Source organism: Kocuria carniphila (assembly GCF_004136555.1).
Taxonomy (GTDB): Bacteria; Actinomycetota; Actinomycetes; order Actinomycetales; family Micrococcaceae; genus Kocuria; species Kocuria carniphila.
This window is the reverse complement of the sequence record NZ_NOIT01000003.1, coordinates 1-18,436: the sequence shown is the minus strand read 5'-3', so window position 1 is coordinate 18,436 and position 18,436 is coordinate 1. Positions and strand designations below refer to the sequence as shown.

General features: G+C 63.6%; 15 protein-coding genes and 1 riboswitch. Of the genes, 8 read left to right on the top strand and 7 right to left on the bottom strand.

What is annotated here, in order from left to right; translation table 11 throughout:
* Positions 1 to 218 precede the first annotated feature (218 nt).
* From rfbA to uraD, 6 genes are all read right to left on the bottom strand, one after another.
* A complete protein-coding gene (gene rfbA / locus EWV37_RS02625; RefSeq protein ID WP_129699666.1) occupies positions 219 to 1,100 on the bottom strand; it encodes a glucose-1-phosphate thymidylyltransferase RfbA in 882 nt (293 codons plus the stop codon).
* 100 nt (positions 1,101 to 1,200) lie between these two features.
* Entirely contained in the window at positions 1,201 to 3,939 is a 2,739-nt protein-coding gene (gene aceE / locus EWV37_RS02620; protein ID WP_129699665.1) for a pyruvate dehydrogenase (acetyl-transferring), homodimeric type, read from the bottom strand.
* A gap of 150 nt (positions 3,940 to 4,089) precedes the next feature.
* Positions 4,090 to 5,640: a nucleobase:cation symporter-2 family protein gene (locus tag EWV37_RS02615; RefSeq protein ID WP_129699664.1), complete on the bottom strand. Its 1,551-nt coding sequence runs from the start codon at positions 5,638 to 5,640 to the stop codon at positions 4,090 to 4,092.
* An 87-nt stretch (positions 5,641 to 5,727) separates the two neighbouring features.
* Positions 5,728 to 6,612 (bottom strand): factor-independent urate hydroxylase, encoded by an 885-nt coding sequence (gene pucL, locus EWV37_RS02610; RefSeq protein WP_129699663.1) that lies wholly within the window; start codon positions 6,610 to 6,612, stop codon positions 5,728 to 5,730.
* 76 nt (positions 6,613 to 6,688) lie between these two features.
* Positions 6,689 to 7,015, bottom strand: a complete 327-nt coding sequence (gene uraH / locus EWV37_RS02605) for a hydroxyisourate hydrolase (protein ID WP_129699662.1) — start codon at positions 7,013 to 7,015, stop codon at positions 6,689 to 6,691.
* Entirely contained in the window at positions 7,012 to 7,506 is a 495-nt protein-coding gene (gene uraD / locus EWV37_RS02600) for a 2-oxo-4-hydroxy-4-carboxy-5-ureidoimidazoline decarboxylase (RefSeq protein ID WP_129699661.1), read from the bottom strand. The genes uraH and uraD overlap by 4 nt, the downstream gene beginning before the upstream one ends.
* Positions 7,507 to 7,704: 198 nt before the next feature.
* On the opposite strand from uraD, the gene EWV37_RS02595 reads away from it, so the two are divergent.
* From EWV37_RS02595 to EWV37_RS02580, 4 genes are all read left to right on the top strand, one after another.
* On the top strand, positions 7,705 to 8,472 hold the full coding sequence (locus EWV37_RS02595) for a glutamine amidotransferase (protein WP_129699660.1): 768 nt from the start codon (positions 7,705 to 7,707) through the stop codon (positions 8,470 to 8,472).
* A 146-nt stretch (positions 8,473 to 8,618) separates the two neighbouring features.
* Positions 8,619 to 10,052: a CPBP family intramembrane glutamic endopeptidase gene (locus EWV37_RS02590; RefSeq protein ID WP_238663022.1), complete on the top strand. Its 1,434-nt coding sequence runs from the start codon at positions 8,619 to 8,621 to the stop codon at positions 10,050 to 10,052.
* A gap of 10 nt (positions 10,053 to 10,062) precedes the next feature.
* Complete coding sequence (locus EWV37_RS02585) at positions 10,063 to 11,391, top strand: M18 family aminopeptidase (RefSeq protein ID WP_129699659.1); 1,329 nt, start codon at positions 10,063 to 10,065, stop codon at positions 11,389 to 11,391.
* 52 nt (positions 11,392 to 11,443) lie between these two features.
* Positions 11,444 to 11,535, top strand: a riboswitch (SAM riboswitch).
* A 103-nt stretch (positions 11,536 to 11,638) separates the two neighbouring features.
* On the top strand, positions 11,639 to 12,919 hold the full coding sequence (locus EWV37_RS02580) for an acyl-CoA dehydrogenase family protein (protein ID WP_129699658.1): 1,281 nt from the start codon (positions 11,639 to 11,641) through the stop codon (positions 12,917 to 12,919).
* A gap of 361 nt (positions 12,920 to 13,280) precedes the next feature.
* Here the strand turns inward: EWV37_RS02580 and EWV37_RS02575 are convergent, their stop codons facing one another.
* Entirely contained in the window at positions 13,281 to 14,696 is a 1,416-nt protein-coding gene (locus tag EWV37_RS02575; protein ID WP_129699657.1) for a glyceraldehyde-3-phosphate dehydrogenase, read from the bottom strand.
* Positions 14,697 to 14,908: 212 nt separating this feature from the next.
* Between EWV37_RS02575 and EWV37_RS02570 the strand changes: the two genes are divergently transcribed.
* The 4 genes from EWV37_RS02570 (at position 14,909) to EWV37_RS02555 (ending at position 18,226) form a co-directional block, all read left to right on the top strand.
* The gene (locus tag EWV37_RS02570) at positions 14,909 to 15,838 is read left to right on the top strand and encodes a carbohydrate kinase family protein (RefSeq protein WP_129699656.1); all 930 of its coding nucleotides are present in this window, start codon (positions 14,909 to 14,911) and stop codon (positions 15,836 to 15,838) included.
* Between the two features lie 119 nt (positions 15,839 to 15,957).
* The gene (locus EWV37_RS02565) at positions 15,958 to 16,479 is read left to right on the top strand and encodes a YbhB/YbcL family Raf kinase inhibitor-like protein (protein WP_129699655.1); all 522 of its coding nucleotides are present in this window, start codon (positions 15,958 to 15,960) and stop codon (positions 16,477 to 16,479) included.
* 46 nt (positions 16,480 to 16,525) lie between these two features.
* The gene (locus EWV37_RS02560) at positions 16,526 to 17,320 is read left to right on the top strand and encodes an HAD family hydrolase (RefSeq protein WP_129699654.1); all 795 of its coding nucleotides are present in this window, start codon (positions 16,526 to 16,528) and stop codon (positions 17,318 to 17,320) included.
* A 36-nt stretch (positions 17,321 to 17,356) separates the two neighbouring features.
* On the top strand, positions 17,357 to 18,226 hold the full coding sequence (locus EWV37_RS02555; protein ID WP_129699653.1) for a glycerophosphodiester phosphodiesterase family protein: 870 nt from the start codon (positions 17,357 to 17,359) through the stop codon (positions 18,224 to 18,226).
* Positions 18,227 to 18,436: the final 210 nt, after the last annotated feature.

Genomic DNA, 18,436 nt, shown 5'->3' with positions numbered 1-18,436 from the left:
CGCTGCCTTCCCCGGTGTGCTTGTTGACCAGCACACTCTTGCGGGCCGACATCACGCCCAGTCGGACGGCAACTTGCGGGTAAGGGAGCCTCGAGTGAAATTTCAGTGACGACGCCGCTCCGCCACGGTTCGCTCAGCCGTCGCCTCCGCGTCACGCCCAGCACGCTAGCCGCGAAGGTCTGCTCTCGTTGCCTGTTCTCTCGCTCGCGGGGCCGAGTTCACTCAGTATGCGTTCCCTCATGCTCCAACAGGTCCAGTAGATATTGGCCATACCCGCTCTTGACCAGCCCTGCTGCGCGTTCGCGGAGGTCGTCGTTCGAGAGCAGCCCCATTCGCCGCGCGACCTCTTCGGGGCAGCCGATCGACATCCCCTGACGGGCCTGGACGGTGCGGATGAAGTTCGTGGCGTCCGCCAGGGAGTCGAACGTCCCGGTGTCCAGCCATGCGGTGCCGCGGTCCAGGACCTGAACCTGCAACTTCCCCTGTTCCAGGTACATGCGGTTGAGGTCGGTGATTTCCAGTTCTCCGCGAGCGGAGGGCTTCAGCGATCGGGCGTACTCGACCACGTTGTTGTCGTAAAAGTACAGCCCCGGGATGGCGTAGGGGCTACGCGGCTGGGACGGTTTCTCCTCGAGCGAGATGGCCCGGCCGGCGGCGTCGAACTCCACCACGCCGTATGCGGTGGGGTCGGCCACGCGATAACCGAACACTGCTGCGCCGTCGATCTCATTGAAACGGCGTAGCTGCGTGCCCAGGCCTGGGCCATAGAAAATGTTGTCGCCCAGCACCAGGCACACCGGGTCATTGCCGATGTGGTCGGCACCCAGCGTGAAGGCCTGCGCAAGCCCGTCGGGGGAGGCCTGCACGGTGTAGGTGACCGACACCCCGAACCGCGAGCCGTCGCCCAGGAGACGCTGGAACTGCTCCAAATCCTGCGGTGTGGTGATGATCAGGATCTCGCGCGCTCCGGCCAACAGGAGGGTGGAGAGGGGGTAGTAGATCATGGGCTTGTCGTACATGGGGACCAGTTGCTTGCTGATGCCCATGGTGATCGGATGCAGCCGGCTGCCCGTGCCGCCCGCCAGAATAATCCCCTTCATACCGCCCATTCTCGCAGCAGTCCGTGCAGACGAATGGATTCGGACACAGCTGTGGCCCCCGTCCGACGAGGGGCGGGGGCCACAGCTGAACCGGGTGGGATCAGGCGTCTCCGCCGGCGTTACCGGAGGTTCCGGCCTTGGGGTTGAGCAGGTCGTACTTTTCAATGGCCTGCTTGGGAGCTTCCGCATCCACCTCACCGGAATCCGCGAGCATCTCCAACGTGCGCACCACCATGGAGTGGGCATCGATGTTGAAGAAGCGGCGTGCACCGGCACGGGTGTCCGAGAAACCGAACCCGTCCGCGCCCAGGGACGCCCACTGGTTGGGCACGTACTGGCGGATCTGGTCCTGCAGATCGGAGGCAAAGTCCGACGTCGCTACGACCGGTCCCTGGGTTGCGCCCAGTTTCTCGGTCACGTAGGGCACGCGACGAGCTTCGCCCGGGTTGAGGAACGCGTCCCGCTCCGCGGCCAAGGCATCGCGGCGCAGGTTGGTCCACGAGGTCACCGACCAGACATCGGCGGAGACACCCCACTCATCGGCGAGGATCTGCTGTGCCTCGAGTGCCCAAGCGACGCCCACACCGGAGGAGAGCAGCTGGGCCTTGGTGCCCTCGTTCTCGGCCGGCTTGAGCAGGTAGATGCCCTTGATGATGCCCTCGACGTCCACGTTCTCCGGTTCCGCTGGTTGGCGGATCGGCTCGTTGTAGACGGTCAGGTAGTACATGACGTTGTGGTCTTCGTCCTTGGACCCGTACATGTGCTCGATGCCGCGCTTGATGATGTGCGCGATTTCGTAGCCGTAGGCCGGGTCGTAATGGATCACGGCCGGGTTGGTTGCGGCCAGCAGCGGGGAGTGGCCGTCGGCGTGCTGCAGACCCTCGCCGGTGAGCGTGGTGCGGCCTGCAGTGGCGCCGATGATGAACCCGCGTGCCAGCTGGTCCGCGGCGGCCCAGAAGGAGTCGCCGGTGCGCTGGAAACCGAACATCGAGTAGAACACGTAGAACGGGATCATGGCCTCGCCGTGGGTGGCGTAGGAGGTGCCTGCCGCGGTGAACGCTGCGGTGGCACCGGCCTCGTTGATGCCGGGGTGCAACAGCACGCCCTGCGGCGATTCCTTATAGGCCAGCATGAGCTCGCGGTCCACCGACAGATAGTTCTGCCCGTTGGGGTTATAGATCTTGGAGGTCGGGAAGAACGAGTCCATACCGAACGTGCGCGATTCGTCCGGGACGATTGGCACGATGCGGTGGCCGAACTCCTTTTCGCGCATGAGGTCCTTCAAGATACGCACGAACGCCATGGTGGTGGCGGCCAGCTGCTTGCCGGAACCCTTCTTGCCCGAGGCATAGGCCTTGTCGGAGGGCAGCACGATGTCCTTCTGCTCGTGCGGGCGATCCGGCACAAAGCCACCCAGTTTCTTTCGGCGCTCCAGGAGGTATTTGATCTCCGGGGAGTCCTCGCCGGGGTGGTAGTACGGCGCGTTGTAGAGGTCCTTTTCAAGTTCCTCGTCGCTGATGGGGATCCGCAGGTGATCGCGGAAGACCTTGAGGTCATCCAGGGTCAGCTTCTTCATCTGGTGGGTCGCGTTGCGGCCTTCGAAGTGTGTGCCCAGACCGTAGCCCTTCACAGCCTGCGCAAGGATCACCGTGGGCTGACCCTTGTGTTCCGTGGCCGCTTTATAGGCCGCGTAGACCTTGTGGTAATCATGAGCGCCGCGCTTGAGCTTCCAGATCTCGTCGTCGGACATCTCCGCCACGAGTTCCTTGGTCTCAGGCGACTTGCCGAAGAAGTGGTCGCGGACAAAGCCACCGTTCTCGGCCTTGTACGTCTGGTAGTCACCGTCCAGCGTCTCGTTCATGATGCGGACCAGATCGCCGGTCTTGTCCTTCTCGAGCAAGTCATCCCACTCGCGACCCCACACGACCTTGATGACATTCCAACCCGCGCCGCGGAAGAACGCCTCGAGTTCCTGAATGATCTTGCCGTTACCGCGAACGGGTCCGTCCAGGCGCTGCAGGTTGCAGTTGATCACGAACGTGAGGTTGTCCAACTTGTCGTTGGCGGCCAGCTGCAGAAGCCCGCGGCTTTCCGGCTCGTCCATCTCACCGTCGCCGAGGAAGGCCCACACGTGCTGCTCGGAGGTGTCCTTGATGGCGCGGTTGTGTATGTAGCGGTTGAACTGTGCCTGGTAAATCGAGTTCATCGGGCCGATGCCCATGGACACCGTGGGGAACTGCCAGAAGTCCGGCATGGAACGCGGGTGCGGATAGGACGAGAGCCCCTGAGGAGCCTTGGTCTTTTCTTGGCGGAACGCGTTGAGATCCGCTTCGGACATTCGACCCTCGAGGAACGCTCGCGCGTAGTTACCGGGGGAGGAGTGACCCTGCCAGAACACCTGATCGCCGCCGCCCGGGTGTTCGGGGCCGCGGAAGAAGTGGTTCAAGCCCACTTCGTAGAGCGTGGCCACGCCGGCGTACGAAGAAATGTGGCCACCCACGCCGATCTCCGGGTGCTGAGCGCGGTGCACCATAACCGCGGCGTTCCACCGCAGGTACGCGCGGTATCGGCGCTCGATCTCCTCGTCGCCGGGGAATTCCGGTTCCTGGTCGACCGGGATGGTGTTCACGTAATCCGAGGTGGTCACCATCGGAACGCCCACGGAATGGGTGCCCGCGTGCTGCAACAGAGCGCGCATGATGTACTCCGCGCGCTCCGTTCCCTGCGCCGCGATCAGCCCGTCGAAGGACTCGATCCACTCCTGGGTTTCCTCGGAGTTGGCGTCTTTGAGGTTGTTGGTCAACCCACTCAGAATGTGGTGGTTACTTGAAGGCTGCACAGTTTCTCCTGCAGTGTCACGGTGGTTCACCGATGTGGCAGTGCGGCTGCCAGGCTCCGGTGGGGGCCTGGCAGCCGCGAGTATTTTTCGGGTGACGACGCCGCTCGGCGCGGTCGATCGCGAAGGTCGCGAGCGGCGTCGTCGGCCTGGCTAGTGGTCGCCGGCTGTGGGCCCTGACCGATTCTCCACGACCGGGGCCTGGACGACCTCGCCCGACGCCGTAATGGCCGGAATTTCCTTGCCCTCGGCATCCACGAGCTTGCCGTTCTTGATGGTGTCGCCCTCGCGCAAGGATCCCTGCAGATGCTCGAGCGATTCCTGGCGAACGTAGCGAGGTGGGGCTGCGGTGAAGACCGAACCTTCGCCCTTGGGCGGGTTACCCAGCTTGATCTCGTTGAACAGAATGTTCAGGAGGACGGCTGCCACGGCGGCGGAAGAAATACCGGAGTGGAAGATGGTCTCGAACCAGGTCGGGAAGCCGCTGTAGATATCCGGAGCTGCGATCGGCAGCATACCGATACCAATGGCGGTGGAGACGATGACCAGGTTGGGAGTGCCCTGGTACTTGACCTTACCCAGGGTACGGATACCGGAAGCGGCCACGGTGCCGAAGAGCACGATGCCCGCGCCACCCAGGACCGGCATGGGGACCGCAGCAACCACGCGACCCAGGATGGGCAGCAGGCCGAGGATCAACATGATCAGGCCGCCGGCCGTGACCACGAATCGGCTCTTCACACCCGTGATGGCGACCAGACCAACGTTCTGCGCGAACGCGGACTGAGTGAAGCCGTTGAACAGGGGAGCCAGGAAGGAAGCGCCCATATCGGCACGCAGACCGTCAGCGATACGGCGGCGGTCCACCTTGGTGTCCACGATCTCACCCACGGCAATGATGTCCGCGGTGGTTTCCGTGAGGATCACCAGCACCACAATGGTCATCGAGATGATGGCGGCGGGCTGGAAGGTGGGCGGTCCGAACGCGAGGGGCTCGGGGAACGCGAAGATCGCGCCGTTCATGACCTGAGAGAAGTCGGCCATGCCGATAGCCAGTGCGAAGACCGTGCCCAGAACAATGCCCAACAGAATGGACAGCCGCGAGATGATCGCGCTGCGCACCTTGGACAGGAGCATGATGATCAGCAGCGTTGCGCCGGCCAGACACACGTTCTTGAAGATCGCGTTCTCATCCCCACCATTCGCGACGGCGGCTCCACCCATGGCCCACTGAGCGGACACGGGGAACAGGGACAGACCGATGGTCGTGATGACCACGCCGGTGACCACCGGCGGGAAGAATCTGATGATGCGCGCGAAGAACGGTGCAATCAGGAAGCCAATGGCCGCTGATGCCATCACCGCGCCGAAGACCGCCTGAATACCGCCGTCACCGTTGACGATCGCGGTCATGGTGGCCACACCGGCGAACGAGGTGCCCTGGACCAAGGGCAACTGGGAGCCGAAGAACTTGATGCCGAAGGACTGGAGCATGGTCGCCAGACCGCCAACGAAGAGACAGCAAGCGACCAGGAGCGCTTGCTCATTGGTGGACAGACCGGCTGCGCCACCCACGATCAACGGCGGAGCGATGATGCCGCCGTACATGGTCAGAACGTGCTGGAATCCGTAGCCTAAGCTCGGACCCGCGCCGAGGTACTCGTCCTCGGGCCGCTTGACCTCGGTCGTAGCGGTTTGTGACATTGGGAAGCCTTCCTAAGAATGAATGAGCTGGTGGGTCCCCGCCTCGGCCTCAAGAGGCGGGGACACATCGGCGGTAGAGCAGATGGCTCAGCAGAAGCCGGTGATGCCCATCCAGGCGTGCTCGTCCTCGGCAGCGCCCTTGCGCTGCACGGTGGCCTCGATCAGGCCGAAGGGACGGTCAGCCGCGTAGTGGGTCTCGTTGTTGTTGCCCAGATCGCAGAAGCTCAAGTCGTAGACGAAGTGGTGTTTGTTCGGGCAGGAGAACTTGATCTCGTCGATCTCTGGGTGAGCCTCGATCACGGCCTTGCCCATGAGGTACAGGGTCTCCTGCAGCGCACGGGAGTAGTGGTCGGTGAACTTGGTGAGGATGATGTTCTTGACGCTGTCGTACACGGCATCGAAGTCGACATCGGTGGTGTTGTAACGCCAGCGGGTTGCCACGTCCGTGGACATGATGCGGTCCGTGGTTTCCTTCAGGGTCGTGTACTGGTCCTTGGGGTAACCCTCGAACCCGGATTCGGTGGACTTCAAGATCGTGAGGTCCTTGAAGCCGGAGATCACGGTCTTCTTGTCGCCATCGGTGACCAGCACCGAGGTGCGGACTTCCTGCTTGTTCTGGACGAAGCAGTGATCGTTGTCGTTGATGCGGTCCCAGCGGTACTCATCGGCTGCCCAACGGCCACCGGAGATCCAGTCGAACTCGCTCGTGAAGTGGTCCGAGAGCTTGAGGATCAGGTTCTCAGGGGACTTGACGTCGTACTTCTGAGCGAACGCGAACACCGTGTTCTTCTGGGTGTCGGTGGGGACACAGTGGGCGTTGTCGCCCTTGGTGTGTACCTCGGTCAGGTCACCGCGCAGTTGGGAGGTGACCACCAGGTCGCGAATGATGTGGCGGTCGTTGTCACGGTTGATGCGAACCACGTGGTTCTGCGCCTTGCCGTACTGGTTCTTTCCGAGAACTACTTCGGTCATTTTCATCTACTCCTGTGTAGAAAATTGATGTGCTGTCTGAGTGGATCGGCAATCGTCGACTGGGTCGGCTCCTGGGTCAACTGCCGCGGTATGTGGAATACGCAAACGGGCTCAGCAGCAAGGGCACGTGGTAGTGGCCCTGCTCCTGTTGCACCGAGAAATCCACCGAGACGAACGGGTAGAACGTCTCAAGCTCGCGCCCGGCGAAGTACTGCTCGGTTGCGAAAATGATCCGGTAATGGCCGGACTCCAGGGTCTCTGGGCCGAGTTCGGTGACTCGGCCGTCCTCGTTGGTGGTTGCGGTGCCAAGTTCTTGGCCTTCACCGGTGAGGAGCGTGACGTCGATTCCTTGGGCTGGGCAGCCGTGCACGGAATCAAGGACGTGTGCGGAAATGAAGCTCATGACAGGATCCCTTCGATGCGGAGGAGGGCAATCTGACGAAGTTGATCGGCAACTTCGGTGCGCTCGTCCTCCGGGGTGTTCTGCAGACGGCGCTGCAGCTCTGACAAAATTTCGGGTAGTGAGCGGCCGGCGGCGCGGATCAGGAAGACCTGGCCGAAGCGCTCTTCGTACTCGGCGTTGCCGCGAGCGAGTTCGGCCTTGATGACCTCCGTGGACTCACCCAGGCCGGCTTGTTCGTTGCGTGAGAGGTCGGCTTCTTTGGATTTCCCAGCGGCGCGCTCACCGATCTTGGGGTGGTGCGACAAAGCCTGGTCGACCTCTGCATCCGTGAAAGGGTTGGCAGCATCGCGTGCGGCGGCCAGCGCATCCTCGGTATTTTCGTAGGGGCGACCGTCCACGATCTCTTCGATCCAGCGCTGGATGTCCAGAGCGGGGCGAACGGTTTCCACCGCCGTCTGTCGATCCGTTTCGTTGAACTCGCTGAGCGTCATTGCTTCCCTTACTTTTTCGCTATGTGAAATCTAAATTCCATATAAAGATAGTGAACTGGATCACAGGGCGGAAGTCAAGGGGCCGAGCCGGAGTTTTCAGAACTGAAACCAAGTGTCATGCCGCTGTAACGCGTGACGTGGTGTGACGCACAGTGGGAGGCGCACTTTGGCGGCTGAAACGGTGCCTACGATGAGGTCATGAAACCGTTTGTACTGCTGGCCACCCGGCCCGAAGACGATGTGGCACTGGAGGAATACGACGCCGTCCGGCGTTTCGGCGGCCTGCAGGAGTCGGAGCTCGAACACGTGCGCCTGGAGAAAGGCCCGGTCCCGCAGCTGGACCTGGACCGGTACAGCGGAATCATCGTGGGCGGTTCGCCCTTCAATTCATCCGACCCCGCGGAGGAGAAATCGGCCACGCAACACCGGGCCGAGAAGTGGATCAGTGCTCTCCTGGATGAGGTGGTGGCCAGGGACTTCCCGTTCCTCGGGGCTTGCTATGGCGTAGGTACGTTGGGAATCCATCAGGGTGCAGTGGTGGACCGGACCCGCAGCGAAGAGGTGGGTCCGATCACCGTCACGGTGACCGAAGAGGGCGCCAAAGATCCACTGCTGTCCCAGTTGCCGGGGGAGTTCACCGCCTACGTAGGGCACAAGGAAGGCACTCGTTCGCTGCCCGCCAGCGCAGTGTTGCTGGCCAGCGGAACCGTGTGCGAGGTGCAGATGTACCGCGTCAAGCAGAACCTCTACGCCACGCAGTTCCACCCGGAACTGGACCCGAACGGCCTGATCAACCGGGTCATCGCCTACAAGGACCTGGGTTACTTCCGGCCGGAAGACACTCAGACCGTGATCGATCGCGTCAAGGACGGGCCTGAGGTGGATCAACCCAAGAAAATTCTGGCGGCCTTCGTGGAGCGTTACGCGGTGCGGGCAACAACGGCCCACCAATCGGCTTCCGTCTAAGGAACTTCGTGCCGCGCGTGGGCCCGTCTGCCTCGCTGCGCCGCGTGAGTTGCAGGATTGCCGGGTTGTTCGGTTGCCCGGTTGGCACACGGTACACACACTCCACAATCACCTCGCAGAACACCGGCGACCGATAGCGTGGAACCATGAGCCAGCACCCCGCTCCCTGGAGCCAACCGCCCGCACCTCACTCGATCCCGGCCACGCGGCCCGGTGAGGGGAGAGGTGATGGTCGGGCAGCGGCGTCGTCGACCATGAACGGCGGTCGCGTACCCCCGCCGGTTCCTGCTCCCGGCCCGTCCCAGGTGCCGCCGGAGCGGCTGCGCACGCTGGCGTATCACCGCCTGGGATTCGCGGATCCCAAACACGAGTGGTGGAAGCCCTTGGTTGAGGGCGCCATCTTTTTCTTCCTGTACATCGTCCTTACGGTGCTGTTCACCATCCCGCTTGTCCTGTTCGTGGACAACCCCATGGACATGGACAATCTGGAGACCATGAACCAGCTGGACCCGCTGGTCTTCTTACTCCTGTTCGGCTCAGTTGCACTCATGGCTCCGGCGGCTTATCTGGCCAGATGGATTATGGGCCCGCGGCCATTGGGCCTACTCCACTCGGTGACGGGGCGGTTGCGCTGGAAATGGATGCTTCAGTGCGGGCTCGCGGCACTGGCCATCTTTGTGGTGATCAACGGCCTGTCCATCCTGTTCGATATCGTGGCCGGCGGTGAAGCGATCGAGTTCACCCTGGCGCCCCAGTGGGGCTGGCTGCTGCTCATGGTGATCCTGCTGGTGCCCATCCAGTGCTTCGCGGAGGAACTCGTCTTCCGCGGCTATCTGATGCAGACGGTGGGTCGTTGGTTGAAGCACCCGGCCTGGGCCATTCTTCTGCCCGTCCCGCTGTTCGTGGCCGGGCATCTCTACGATGTGTGGGGACAGGCCTCCATCGCCGTCATGGCGATCACCATGGGCGTCATTACCTGGCGCACCGGCGGGCTGGAGGCGGCCGTTGCCCTGCACGTGGTCAACAACTGCACGGTGACGCTCATGGCCATGGTCGGATTGGCGGACCTGAACGATACGAGTGGTGGGCCCATCGAGGTGCTGTTCACCCTGGCCATCAACGGGATTTTCCTGTTGGTGGTGTTCCGGATGGCTCGGAAGACTCGAATCGCGACCTCCCGCACCATCATCCTGCCGCCTCCGCCGCGCCTGCCCGCACTCGCGCAACGACAGCGTGTGGTCGGCCAGAACGGCACCGCGCTCGCGGCGTTCGTGGTGGACCCGCGCACCCAGAACTACCTCTCCCTGCCCGAGCAGTACGGCCCGTACACCGTGCGGGACGGCCAGGGGCGTCCGGTGGGTCTGCTGGACGTGCGGAAGACATCGGGCCCGCAGTCACCGAACGGACCATCCGGGAACGGGCCTTGGCAGAACGGCCCGTCGCAGGGTGGCGACCCGCGGGACCGCCAGTTCACGGGGGCGCAGCCATCGAGCCAACACACGAGCTACGGCTCGCCGCAAGGCCAGAACCTGGGACCGCAGGGCGACGGTTCAGCTACCAACCAGGACCGCACTCCTTAGACTGTGCTGCATGGCCCATCACAGCGTTTCTGACTTGGACTCCCACCGCGCCCCGTTCGGCTATGCCCGTGCCCTGGGTGATTACGTCATGGCCTCGCCCAGTTCCTACCACGCGGTCGCGGCCGCCGCAGAGCTGCTGCGCGGCGCGGGATTCACGGAACTGCACGGGTCCGAGGCGTGGAGCGACGTCGTCGGGAGGCACTTCACGATTCGCGACGGCGCTCTGATCGCCTGGGTGGCCCCTCGCGACTATCGCGCGGGCGCCGGGTCTCGCATTTTGGGCGCGCACACGGATTCGCCCGGGTTCAAGCTCAAGCCCAAGCCGACCACGGTCTCCAACGGTTGGTATCAGGCGGGAGTGGAGGTCTACGGCGGGGTACTGCTGAATTCTTGGCTGGACAGGGATCTGCGGCTCGCCGGGCGCATTGTGGTGCGTGGTGAGAACGGCGAACTCACGCAACACTTATGCGCGACTGAGGCCATCGCAAGGATTCCGCAGTTGGCCATCCACCTGGACCGCGGGGCCAACGACGGGCTCAAGCTGGACAAGCAGCAGCACGTGCAGCCCATTTGGGGAACGGGCTCGGCGCAGGACGCTGACGTGCTGGGACTGCTCGCGGACATGGCCGAGGCATCGGTGTCCCCGGAGGACATCGTGGGCTTCGACATCGTGCTCGCGGATACCCAGAAACCTGAATTGATCGGGCAGCGGCGGCAACTGCTCGCGAGCGGTCGACTGGACAACCTGTCCTCCGTCTATGCGGGGCTTCATGCGTTCGTCGAGCACGCGGAGGAGCTCGAATCCGCGTCGCAGGTTTCGATGCTGGCCGCGTTCGACCACGAGGAAGTCGGTTCAGCCACGCGTTCCGGCGCGGCGGGCCCGTTCCTGGAGGACGTGCTCGTGCGTATCAGCGCGGCGCAGGGCGAATCACAGGACGATTACCGGCGTTCTCTGGCTGAATCGGTGTGCCTGTCTGCGGACGCCGGTCACCTGGTCCACCCCAACTACCGCGGTCATCACGATCCCGTGAACACTCCCGAACCGGGATCCGGACCGCTCCTGAAGATCAACGCCAACCAGCGCTACACCACGGACGCCATGGGCGCCGGGCTGTGGGCGGATGCGTGTGATCGCGCCGGCGTGAGCTATCAGGAATTCGTCTCCAACAACAACGTGCCGTGCGGTTCCACTATCGGGCCCATCACGGCCACCCGCTTGGGCATGCGCACCCTGGACGTGGGCGTGGGCTTGTTGTCGATGCATTCGGCCCGCGAACTCGCCCACGTGGACGACCTTCACGCGCTGTCCCGAGTGACCGGAGCGTTCTGGCGGTCATAAACCGTCACGCGCGTTGACAGTCCCCCGGGGCCCGTGATGCTCTGAACCCGTAACGCCATCAAGAGCGGCCGAGAGACGTGGCTCGTCAACGCCGCAGCAACCACCCGGATACCGGGACGGTGCTTCCGCCACGACCGATGGACAGCTTTTCAGCTTCTGCGGTTCGCACGGTCATGCCCGCGCACGCGCTGTGTTCCTCTCGGTCGGGTGCGTGCACCGCGACTGAACGCGAGGGACTACCGAGAACATGAGCACTGACACCGGGATCAAGGAAGAATTAGACACCGCCGCCGACTATGGGTTCCCACAGCGGTCCCTGAGCACCCGCGAATTATTTGACGTGTTCCAACCGGTGTTCGACCGGATTGCGGCCGGTGCTGTGGAACGCGAACAGCAGCGGATTCTGCCGTTCGAACAGTTCAAGTGGCTCAACGAACGGCACTTCGGTGCGCTGACCGTTCCGCGCTCGCGGGGTGGTTACGGAGCTTCGCTGGAGCAGGTGGCGGAGCTGCTGATTGCCCTGGCCGCGGCGGACTCCAATGTGGCGCATGTTTACCGCTCGCACCTGGGATTCATCGCGAGCCTCAGCTCGGAGGAGTCCGACGTCTGGTTCCCGCGGATCGCCGCCGGCGAGACCGTGGGCAATGCCGCGACCGAGCGCTCCGGGGCCGCGCTGGGCACCGCGGCCACTACCCTGACCCAGATCCAGACCGCAGACGGTGACTGGGAGCTCAACGGCACCAAGTACTACTCCACCGGTTCCATCTTCTCCGATTGGATCCAGGTCACCGCGCAGATTCCCGGTCAGGAGGCGCGCTCGCATGCGCTGGTGAAGAGCTCGTGGGATGGCATCGAACTGGTCGACGACTGGGATGGGTTCGGCCAGCAACTCACCGGCACAGGCACCACGCACTTCCGCGGGGTTAAGGTTCCGGCGGCCAACGTGCGCAACCGCGATGGCCGAGCCACCCAGGAGACCGCTGTCTTCCAGCTCGTCCTCCTTGCCGTTGAAGCGGGCATCGCCAAGGCCGCCATCGATGAGGGTGTTCACCTGGTGCGTTCGCGCACCCGCGGATTCAACACCGGCACAGGCTCCGTTGCGCGCGAGGATCCGCAGGTCCTGCAGCGCGTAGGAGAGCTCAGTGCCAAAGCAGCCGCCGCGCGGGCAATCGTTCTGCAAGCGGCCCGGGAGCTCGACGCCGCCGTCGGCGTTCTCGGCGGGGACCCCCTTCTCGACAACCCCCAGGAGTTGACCAACGCGTGCGAACTGCCCGTGGCACATGCCCAGGTGGTCGTTCCGGAACTCGTGCGCGACGTGACGGACGGGATCTTCGACCTGCTCGGCGCCTCCGCCGTGGGCAAGTCCAAGTCCCTGGACCGCTTCTGGCGCAACGCCCGCACCGTGGCCACGCACAACCCGACCATCTACAAAGCACGCATCGTGGGCGACTACCGCGTCAACTGCACCCCGATGTTCGGCCTCAACGCGATTGGTGAGGTCAAGCAGGCCGGTGAGAAACTCCAGTAGACCTGTGGGACACACCAGGTGCGCGGCAGGGCCCTGAGGGCGCTTGAGATGCGCGGCTACGCGGCCGAAGCGGCGTCGTCGGCGGTAAGGGTGCTGCAACGACGAGCACCGGGCGTCGTTAGAACCTCCGTGCGCACGCCATGCGTCATTAGAACCCTTGGCGAGGCTCAGAAAGGCTCTAACGGCACACGAGGTGCCCGGCGGGGTCGGGACGGCGCCTGAGATGCGCAGCAAGCCCCGCGACAGTCCCAACGCCCCCACAACCGAAGCACCCCACAACCAACGCGCCTCACAACCAATGACGCAGCCCCGGCACCTTCGCGCGGAAGGGGCCGGGGCTGCGTCGTAGTGGCCGGGCAGCTTACGGGAGCTGCGGCATGGCGATGTCTGCCATGCGAGCGAGCACGCGCACCACCTGGCAGGAGTAGCCGAACTCGTTGTCGTACCAGACGTAGAGCACGAGCGAGTTGTTGTTGACGATGGTGGCCAGACCGTCCACCACGCCGGCGCGGCGGGAGCCGACCAGGTCGGTGGAGACGACGTCCGGGGAGTCCACGTAGTCGATCTGCTTGCGCATGGCCGAGTTCATGGAAATGTCCTTGAGGAACTCGTTGACCTCGTCAGCGGATTCGGGTGCCTTGTCCAGCTGCAGGTTGAGGATGGCCATGGAGACGTCCGGGGTTGGCACGCGGATGGCGTTGCCGGTGAGCTTGCCCTTCATCTCCGGCAGAGCCTTGGCCACAGCCTTGGCGGCACCAGTTTCGGTGATGACCATGTTCAGCGCTGCGGAACGGCCGCGGCGGTCGCCCTTGTGCCAGTTGTCGATGAGGTTCTGGTCGTTGGTGTACGAGTGAACGGTCTCGACGTGACCCTGCTTGATGCCGTACTGGTCATTGAGGACCTTGACGACCGGGGTGATGGCGTTGGTCGTGCAGGATGCTGCGGAGAGGATCTTGTCCTCGGGCAGGATGTCCTTGTCGTTCACGCCGCACACGATGTTCTTGAGATCGCCCTTGCCGGGAGCGGTCAGCAGGACCTTCGCGACACCCTTGGACTGCAGGTGCTGGGAGAGTCCCTCTTCGTCGCGCCACGCACCGGTGTTGTCGACCACCAGGGCGTTGTCGATGCCGTACTCGGTGTAGTCCACCTCGGCCGGGGAGCCGGCGTAGATGAACTGGATGTCCACGCCATTGGCGGTGATGACGTTCTTCTCTTCGTCCACGGTGATGGTGCCGTCGAAGGAACCGTGCACGGAGTCACGGCGCAGCAGGGATGCGCGCTTGACCAGGTCGTTGCCCGGCTTCTTGCGAACCACCACGGCGCGCAGGTTCAGACCGGTGCCGTCATTACGGTTGATGAGGATGCGAGCCAGCAGACGGCCGATGCGACCGAAACCGTAGAGCACCACGTCCTGGGACTCGGGCTCGTTCTCGCCCTGGTGATCGACTACGGACGCGAGCTGTTCACGCAGGTACGCCTCGAGGTCGTTGCTACCGGATTCCTTGTAGCCCTGTGCCAGCTTGGCCACGTCGATGTTGCAGGTACCCAGCTTGAGCTTGGTCAGCGTCTCGACGATGTCCAGGGTGTCCTTGAGCGGCAGCTCTTCGCCCAGGATGCGGCGGGTGAAGCGGTGCGCCTTGATGATTTCGGTAACGGACTTGTGAACCAGCGACCGGCCGAACACGGTGGTGACCACCTTGTTCTCGCGGTGCAAACGGCCCACCAGGGGGACCAGTGCTTCAGCAAGTGCTTCTCGATCGGACCAGGTGGTGCTCATCAGCATCCTTCTTCCTCGACCCGGACTTCGTCGTGAGGGCCGTGTTGTGCCGCGCTTCGTTGTGCGGTCTAGCGTGATGGCGCCGCACAAGATGAGGCGGCTCGTCGTACGCCAGTGTACGTGGCTCGCGCACCCCTCGCGCACGTGTCTCTTAAGGTGACGACGCCGCTCGGTGGCCTCTTCTTGTCGGTCGCCTTTGCTACCGTGGTGCCATGTTGACGGTGATCGGTGAAGCTCTCGTGGATGTGGTCTCACGCGACGGTGAAGAACCCCGCGCGCACGTGGGCGGAAGCCCCATGAATGTGGCCGTGGGCCTCGCCCGCTTGGATCAAGAAGTGCAGTTCCTGGGCCGTTACGGTCAGGACGAGTACGGCGAGCAAGTGGCCGCTCACCTGCGGGACAACAACGTGAATCTGCCGTTCAATCCGGATTCCAAACCCACCTCCGTCGCCCAGGCCACGCTGGATCAGGCGGGTGCTGCGACCTATGACTTTCAGCTGGACTGGTCCCTGGATGTCTCGGACGAGCAGATCGATCGGCTCCTGAACGAGACCGGTCTGCTGCACGTCGGCTCCATCGGCGCCATGCTCGAGCCCGGGGCCACCATGGTCCGCAAGGCCGTGGAACGCGCCCACGATCATGCTCTGGTCTCGTATGACCCCAACTGCCGGCCGACCATCATCCCGGATTCCTCGGACGCCCGCGCCCGCGCGGAGGCGATTGTGGCATCTGCGGACATCGTAAAGGCCTCGGACGAGGACTTGTTGTGGCTTTACCCGAACCGTTCCATCGAGGACAGCGCCCGTGCCTGGTTGCAGGCCGGAGCTCGCTTGGTGGTTGTGACCCGCGGTGCCCTGGGTCCGTGGGCAGTCAGTCGTGGCACCGGACGAGAAGGCATGGACACCCCCGCCGCCAAGGTGGACGTGGCGGACACCGTGGGTGCCGGTGACTCTTTCATGGCCGCGTTGATCTCCGCACTGACCGACCGCGGTCTCACGGGGGCCGAGGCTCGTCGCGGACTGGATGCACTCAGCAAGGACCAGGTGCTCGAGATCCTGCGCTACGCGGCCACCGCAGCGGGCGTGACCGTGTCCCGCTCCGGAGCGGATCTGCCGACCAAGGCGGACCTGCCCGCTCACTAATGCGTCCAGTCTGCTCATAGGCGAGCGGCAAGCTCGGTGAGATGAGGCCGTGAACCCGGCCGAGCGCCGTCGGCAACGAATTGTCCGTGAGTACGAATCGTTCAACGAAAGGAATACCGATGTTTGACCGTAAACCTTACGCAGACCTGCCCGACCTTCCCACGTTCACTCTGACTTCAACGGATGTTGCGGAGGGCCAGACCATGGCCACCGCCCAGGTCTCCGGAATCATGGGCGCGGGCGGAGAGGATATCTCCCCGCAACTGTCTTGGTCCGGCGCACCCGAGGGCACCAAGTCCTACGTGGTCACCATGTACGACCCGGATGCTCCCACACCGAGCGGTTTCTGGCACTGGTGCCTGTCCAATATCCCGGCCTCGGTCACGGAACTGGCCACCGGTGCCGCATCGAACCCGCCCCAGGGAGCCGTGAAGCACCGCAACGACGCAGGCACGGACGAGTTCCTGGGCGCGGCCCCGCCCGAGGGACACGGAGCGCACCGCTACATCCTGTGCGTGACCGCCGTGGACGTGGAGGAAATGGACGTGGACGAGAACACCAGCCCCGCCGTGGTGAACTTCAACCTGTTCTCGCACGCGATCGGGCGGGCCTTCCTGACCCCCGTGTACGAAGTCAAGTAACCCAGCAGTGGCCCGCGGTGGAATCGAGGAATCCCAACCTGTCCGAATGATCGCCAGCGATCTGGACGGGACGGTTCTGGGACCCGATTTTCGTTTCCGGCCGCGCACCGTTGAAGCCATTACCGCCGCGCGGGACGCCGGGATCCACGTGGTTTTCGTGACCGGGCGTCCCAAGCGGTGGTTGCACCCTCTCCACGAACAACTTGAGGACGTGGGTGTGGTCATCTGCTCCAACGGGGCGGTTGTCTACGACCTGCGGACCGAATGCATCATTGAAACCAGCCTGTTCGATGTGCGCGAAGCCTTCGGGATCATGGGGGAGATCAGCGAGCTCTTCCCCAAGACGCTCTACGCGGCGGAGACCCTGGACCGCGTATTCACCGATCCCGGTTGGTCCCGCAGCGACCGCATGGAAATTTTTCCTGTCGAGGAAGCCCCCATCAGGGACTGTCTGCCCCACGGCGCCGGTGTGGTGAAACTGCTGGCCAAGCTGGACGGGGCAGTGCCCAACGAGTACTTCGAACACGTGCGTGACCTGGTGGACGGGCGGTTGGCTGTCACCCACTCGGTCGCGGCTGCGCCGCTGGTCGAGATTGGTCAGCGCGGGTTGACCAAGGCTCGCACGCTGGAACGCTTCGCGGCAGAGCACGGTATTGCCAGTGAGCAGGTAATGGCCTTCGGCGATATGCCCAATGACCTGGAAATGCTCACGTGGGCCGGCCACGGTTACGCCATGGCGGATGGCCACCCGGGCGTGGTGACCGCGGTGGGCCGTACAGCCCCGCCCTTCGATGAGGACGGCGTGGCTCAGGTGATTGAAAGTTACTTGAACAGCAACTGACGCTTAATGCCCTAATGACAAGTTACTGTTTAGTACATGTCAGTTGCACCCCAGGTCACAGCACTTGCCCATCGTGGATTCTCACTGGACGGCCACGAGAACACGCTCCGAGCGTTCCGCGCGGCCGCGGATCTGAGTTTCGTGTGGGCCGAGACGGACGTGAACACCACCTCCGACGGCGTGGTGCTCGCCTTCCACGACCCCACCCTGGATCGCGTGACGGACACCTCCGGGGATGTCAGTGACGTTCCGTGGTCCTCCCTGGAGGACGTGCGGATCGGCGGCACCGAGCCTCTGGCAACTCTGGCGCAGCTGCTGCGGGAACTGCCCGAGCTGCACTTCAATATCGACGTCAAGGACGAATCATCCGTGGCCGCCCTTCCTCGGGTGATCGCGGACGAGGGCGCGGTGGACCGGGTGCGGGTGACTTCGTTCTCTGAGTCTCGCCGACGCCGCACGCTCGCCTCGATCGCGCAGCTCACCGGGAAACGCCCGCTCACTTCGGCGGGAACCGTCGGCTGCGCGGGGCTGACGATTCTGTCCAAGGTGGCGCGGGTGACGGACAAGATTTCGCCCAGGATCGTGAGCTCTATCTGGTCCGCTTTGACCAAGTTGTGGGCCCCCAAGATCGCGGAGTTCAACACCGTTCAGCTACCGGTGAGCTACGAACTCTCCCTGCCGGGTGGCTTCAAGCTGCCCGTGGCGGTGGCTAACCAGAAGTTCGTGGAAGTGGCACATCGGGTGGGCATTGCCGTTCACGTGTGGACGATCAACGACGCCCAGGAGATGCGCCGGCTACTGGCCATCGGAGTGGACGGTCTGGTGACCGACCGCGCAGACATCCTGGCTCGGGTGCTGGCCGACAGCGGTCAGTGGCCACCTCGATCCGCGTCATCTCGCGTGTGAGCTTTGACTCACACCTGTGATGTTTCTAATGTCATAAGTAGGTGAAACACGCGGCGCACTGATCCGTGAGCTCGGCTCCGGAATGCGCCGCCCACAATCGAACGAAGGCGGAGATGCATCAGATTCAATCCGCCGACGAGACTCAGCTAAAAGGTCCGGGAACGGGAGCGGGTGCCTCACGTAAGAATGTCCGCGTAGTTCCCTGGGGTG

What these genes read in the sequence shown, in the direction of transcription:
- rfbA (WP_129699666.1), bottom strand. Translation starts at nt 1,100, where the DNA reads ATGAAGGGGATTATTCTGGCGGGCGGCACGGGCAGCCGGCTGCATCCG.
- EWV37_RS02615 (WP_129699664.1), bottom strand. Translation starts at nt 5,640, where the DNA reads ATGTCACAAACCGCTACGACCGAGGTCAAGCGGCCCGAGGACGAGTAC.
- pucL (WP_129699663.1), bottom strand. Translation starts at nt 6,612, where the DNA reads ATGACCGAAGTAGTTCTCGGAAAGAACCAGTACGGCAAGGCGCAGAAC.
- uraH (WP_129699662.1), bottom strand. Translation starts at nt 7,015, where the DNA reads ATGAGCTTCATTTCCGCACACGTCCTTGATTCCGTGCACGGCTGCCCA.
- uraD (WP_129699661.1), bottom strand. Translation starts at nt 7,506, where the DNA reads ATGACGCTCAGCGAGTTCAACGAAACGGATCGACAGACGGCGGTGGAA.
- EWV37_RS02595 (WP_129699660.1), top strand. Translation starts at nt 7,705, where the DNA reads ATGAAACCGTTTGTACTGCTGGCCACCCGGCCCGAAGACGATGTGGCA.
- EWV37_RS02590 (WP_238663022.1), top strand. Translation starts at nt 8,619, where the DNA reads ATGAGCCAGCACCCCGCTCCCTGGAGCCAACCGCCCGCACCTCACTCG.
- EWV37_RS02585 (WP_129699659.1), top strand. Translation starts at nt 10,063, where the DNA reads ATGGCCCATCACAGCGTTTCTGACTTGGACTCCCACCGCGCCCCGTTC.
- EWV37_RS02580 (WP_129699658.1), top strand. Translation starts at nt 11,639, where the DNA reads ATGAGCACTGACACCGGGATCAAGGAAGAATTAGACACCGCCGCCGAC.
- EWV37_RS02575 (WP_129699657.1), bottom strand. Translation starts at nt 14,696, where the DNA reads ATGAGCACCACCTGGTCCGATCGAGAAGCACTTGCTGAAGCACTGGTC.
- EWV37_RS02570 (WP_129699656.1), top strand. Translation starts at nt 14,909, where the DNA reads ATGTTGACGGTGATCGGTGAAGCTCTCGTGGATGTGGTCTCACGCGAC.
- EWV37_RS02565 (WP_129699655.1), top strand. Translation starts at nt 15,958, where the DNA reads ATGTTTGACCGTAAACCTTACGCAGACCTGCCCGACCTTCCCACGTTC.
- EWV37_RS02560 (WP_129699654.1), top strand. Translation starts at nt 16,526, where the DNA reads ATGATCGCCAGCGATCTGGACGGGACGGTTCTGGGACCCGATTTTCGT.
- EWV37_RS02555 (WP_129699653.1), top strand. Translation starts at nt 17,357, where the DNA reads ATGTCAGTTGCACCCCAGGTCACAGCACTTGCCCATCGTGGATTCTCA.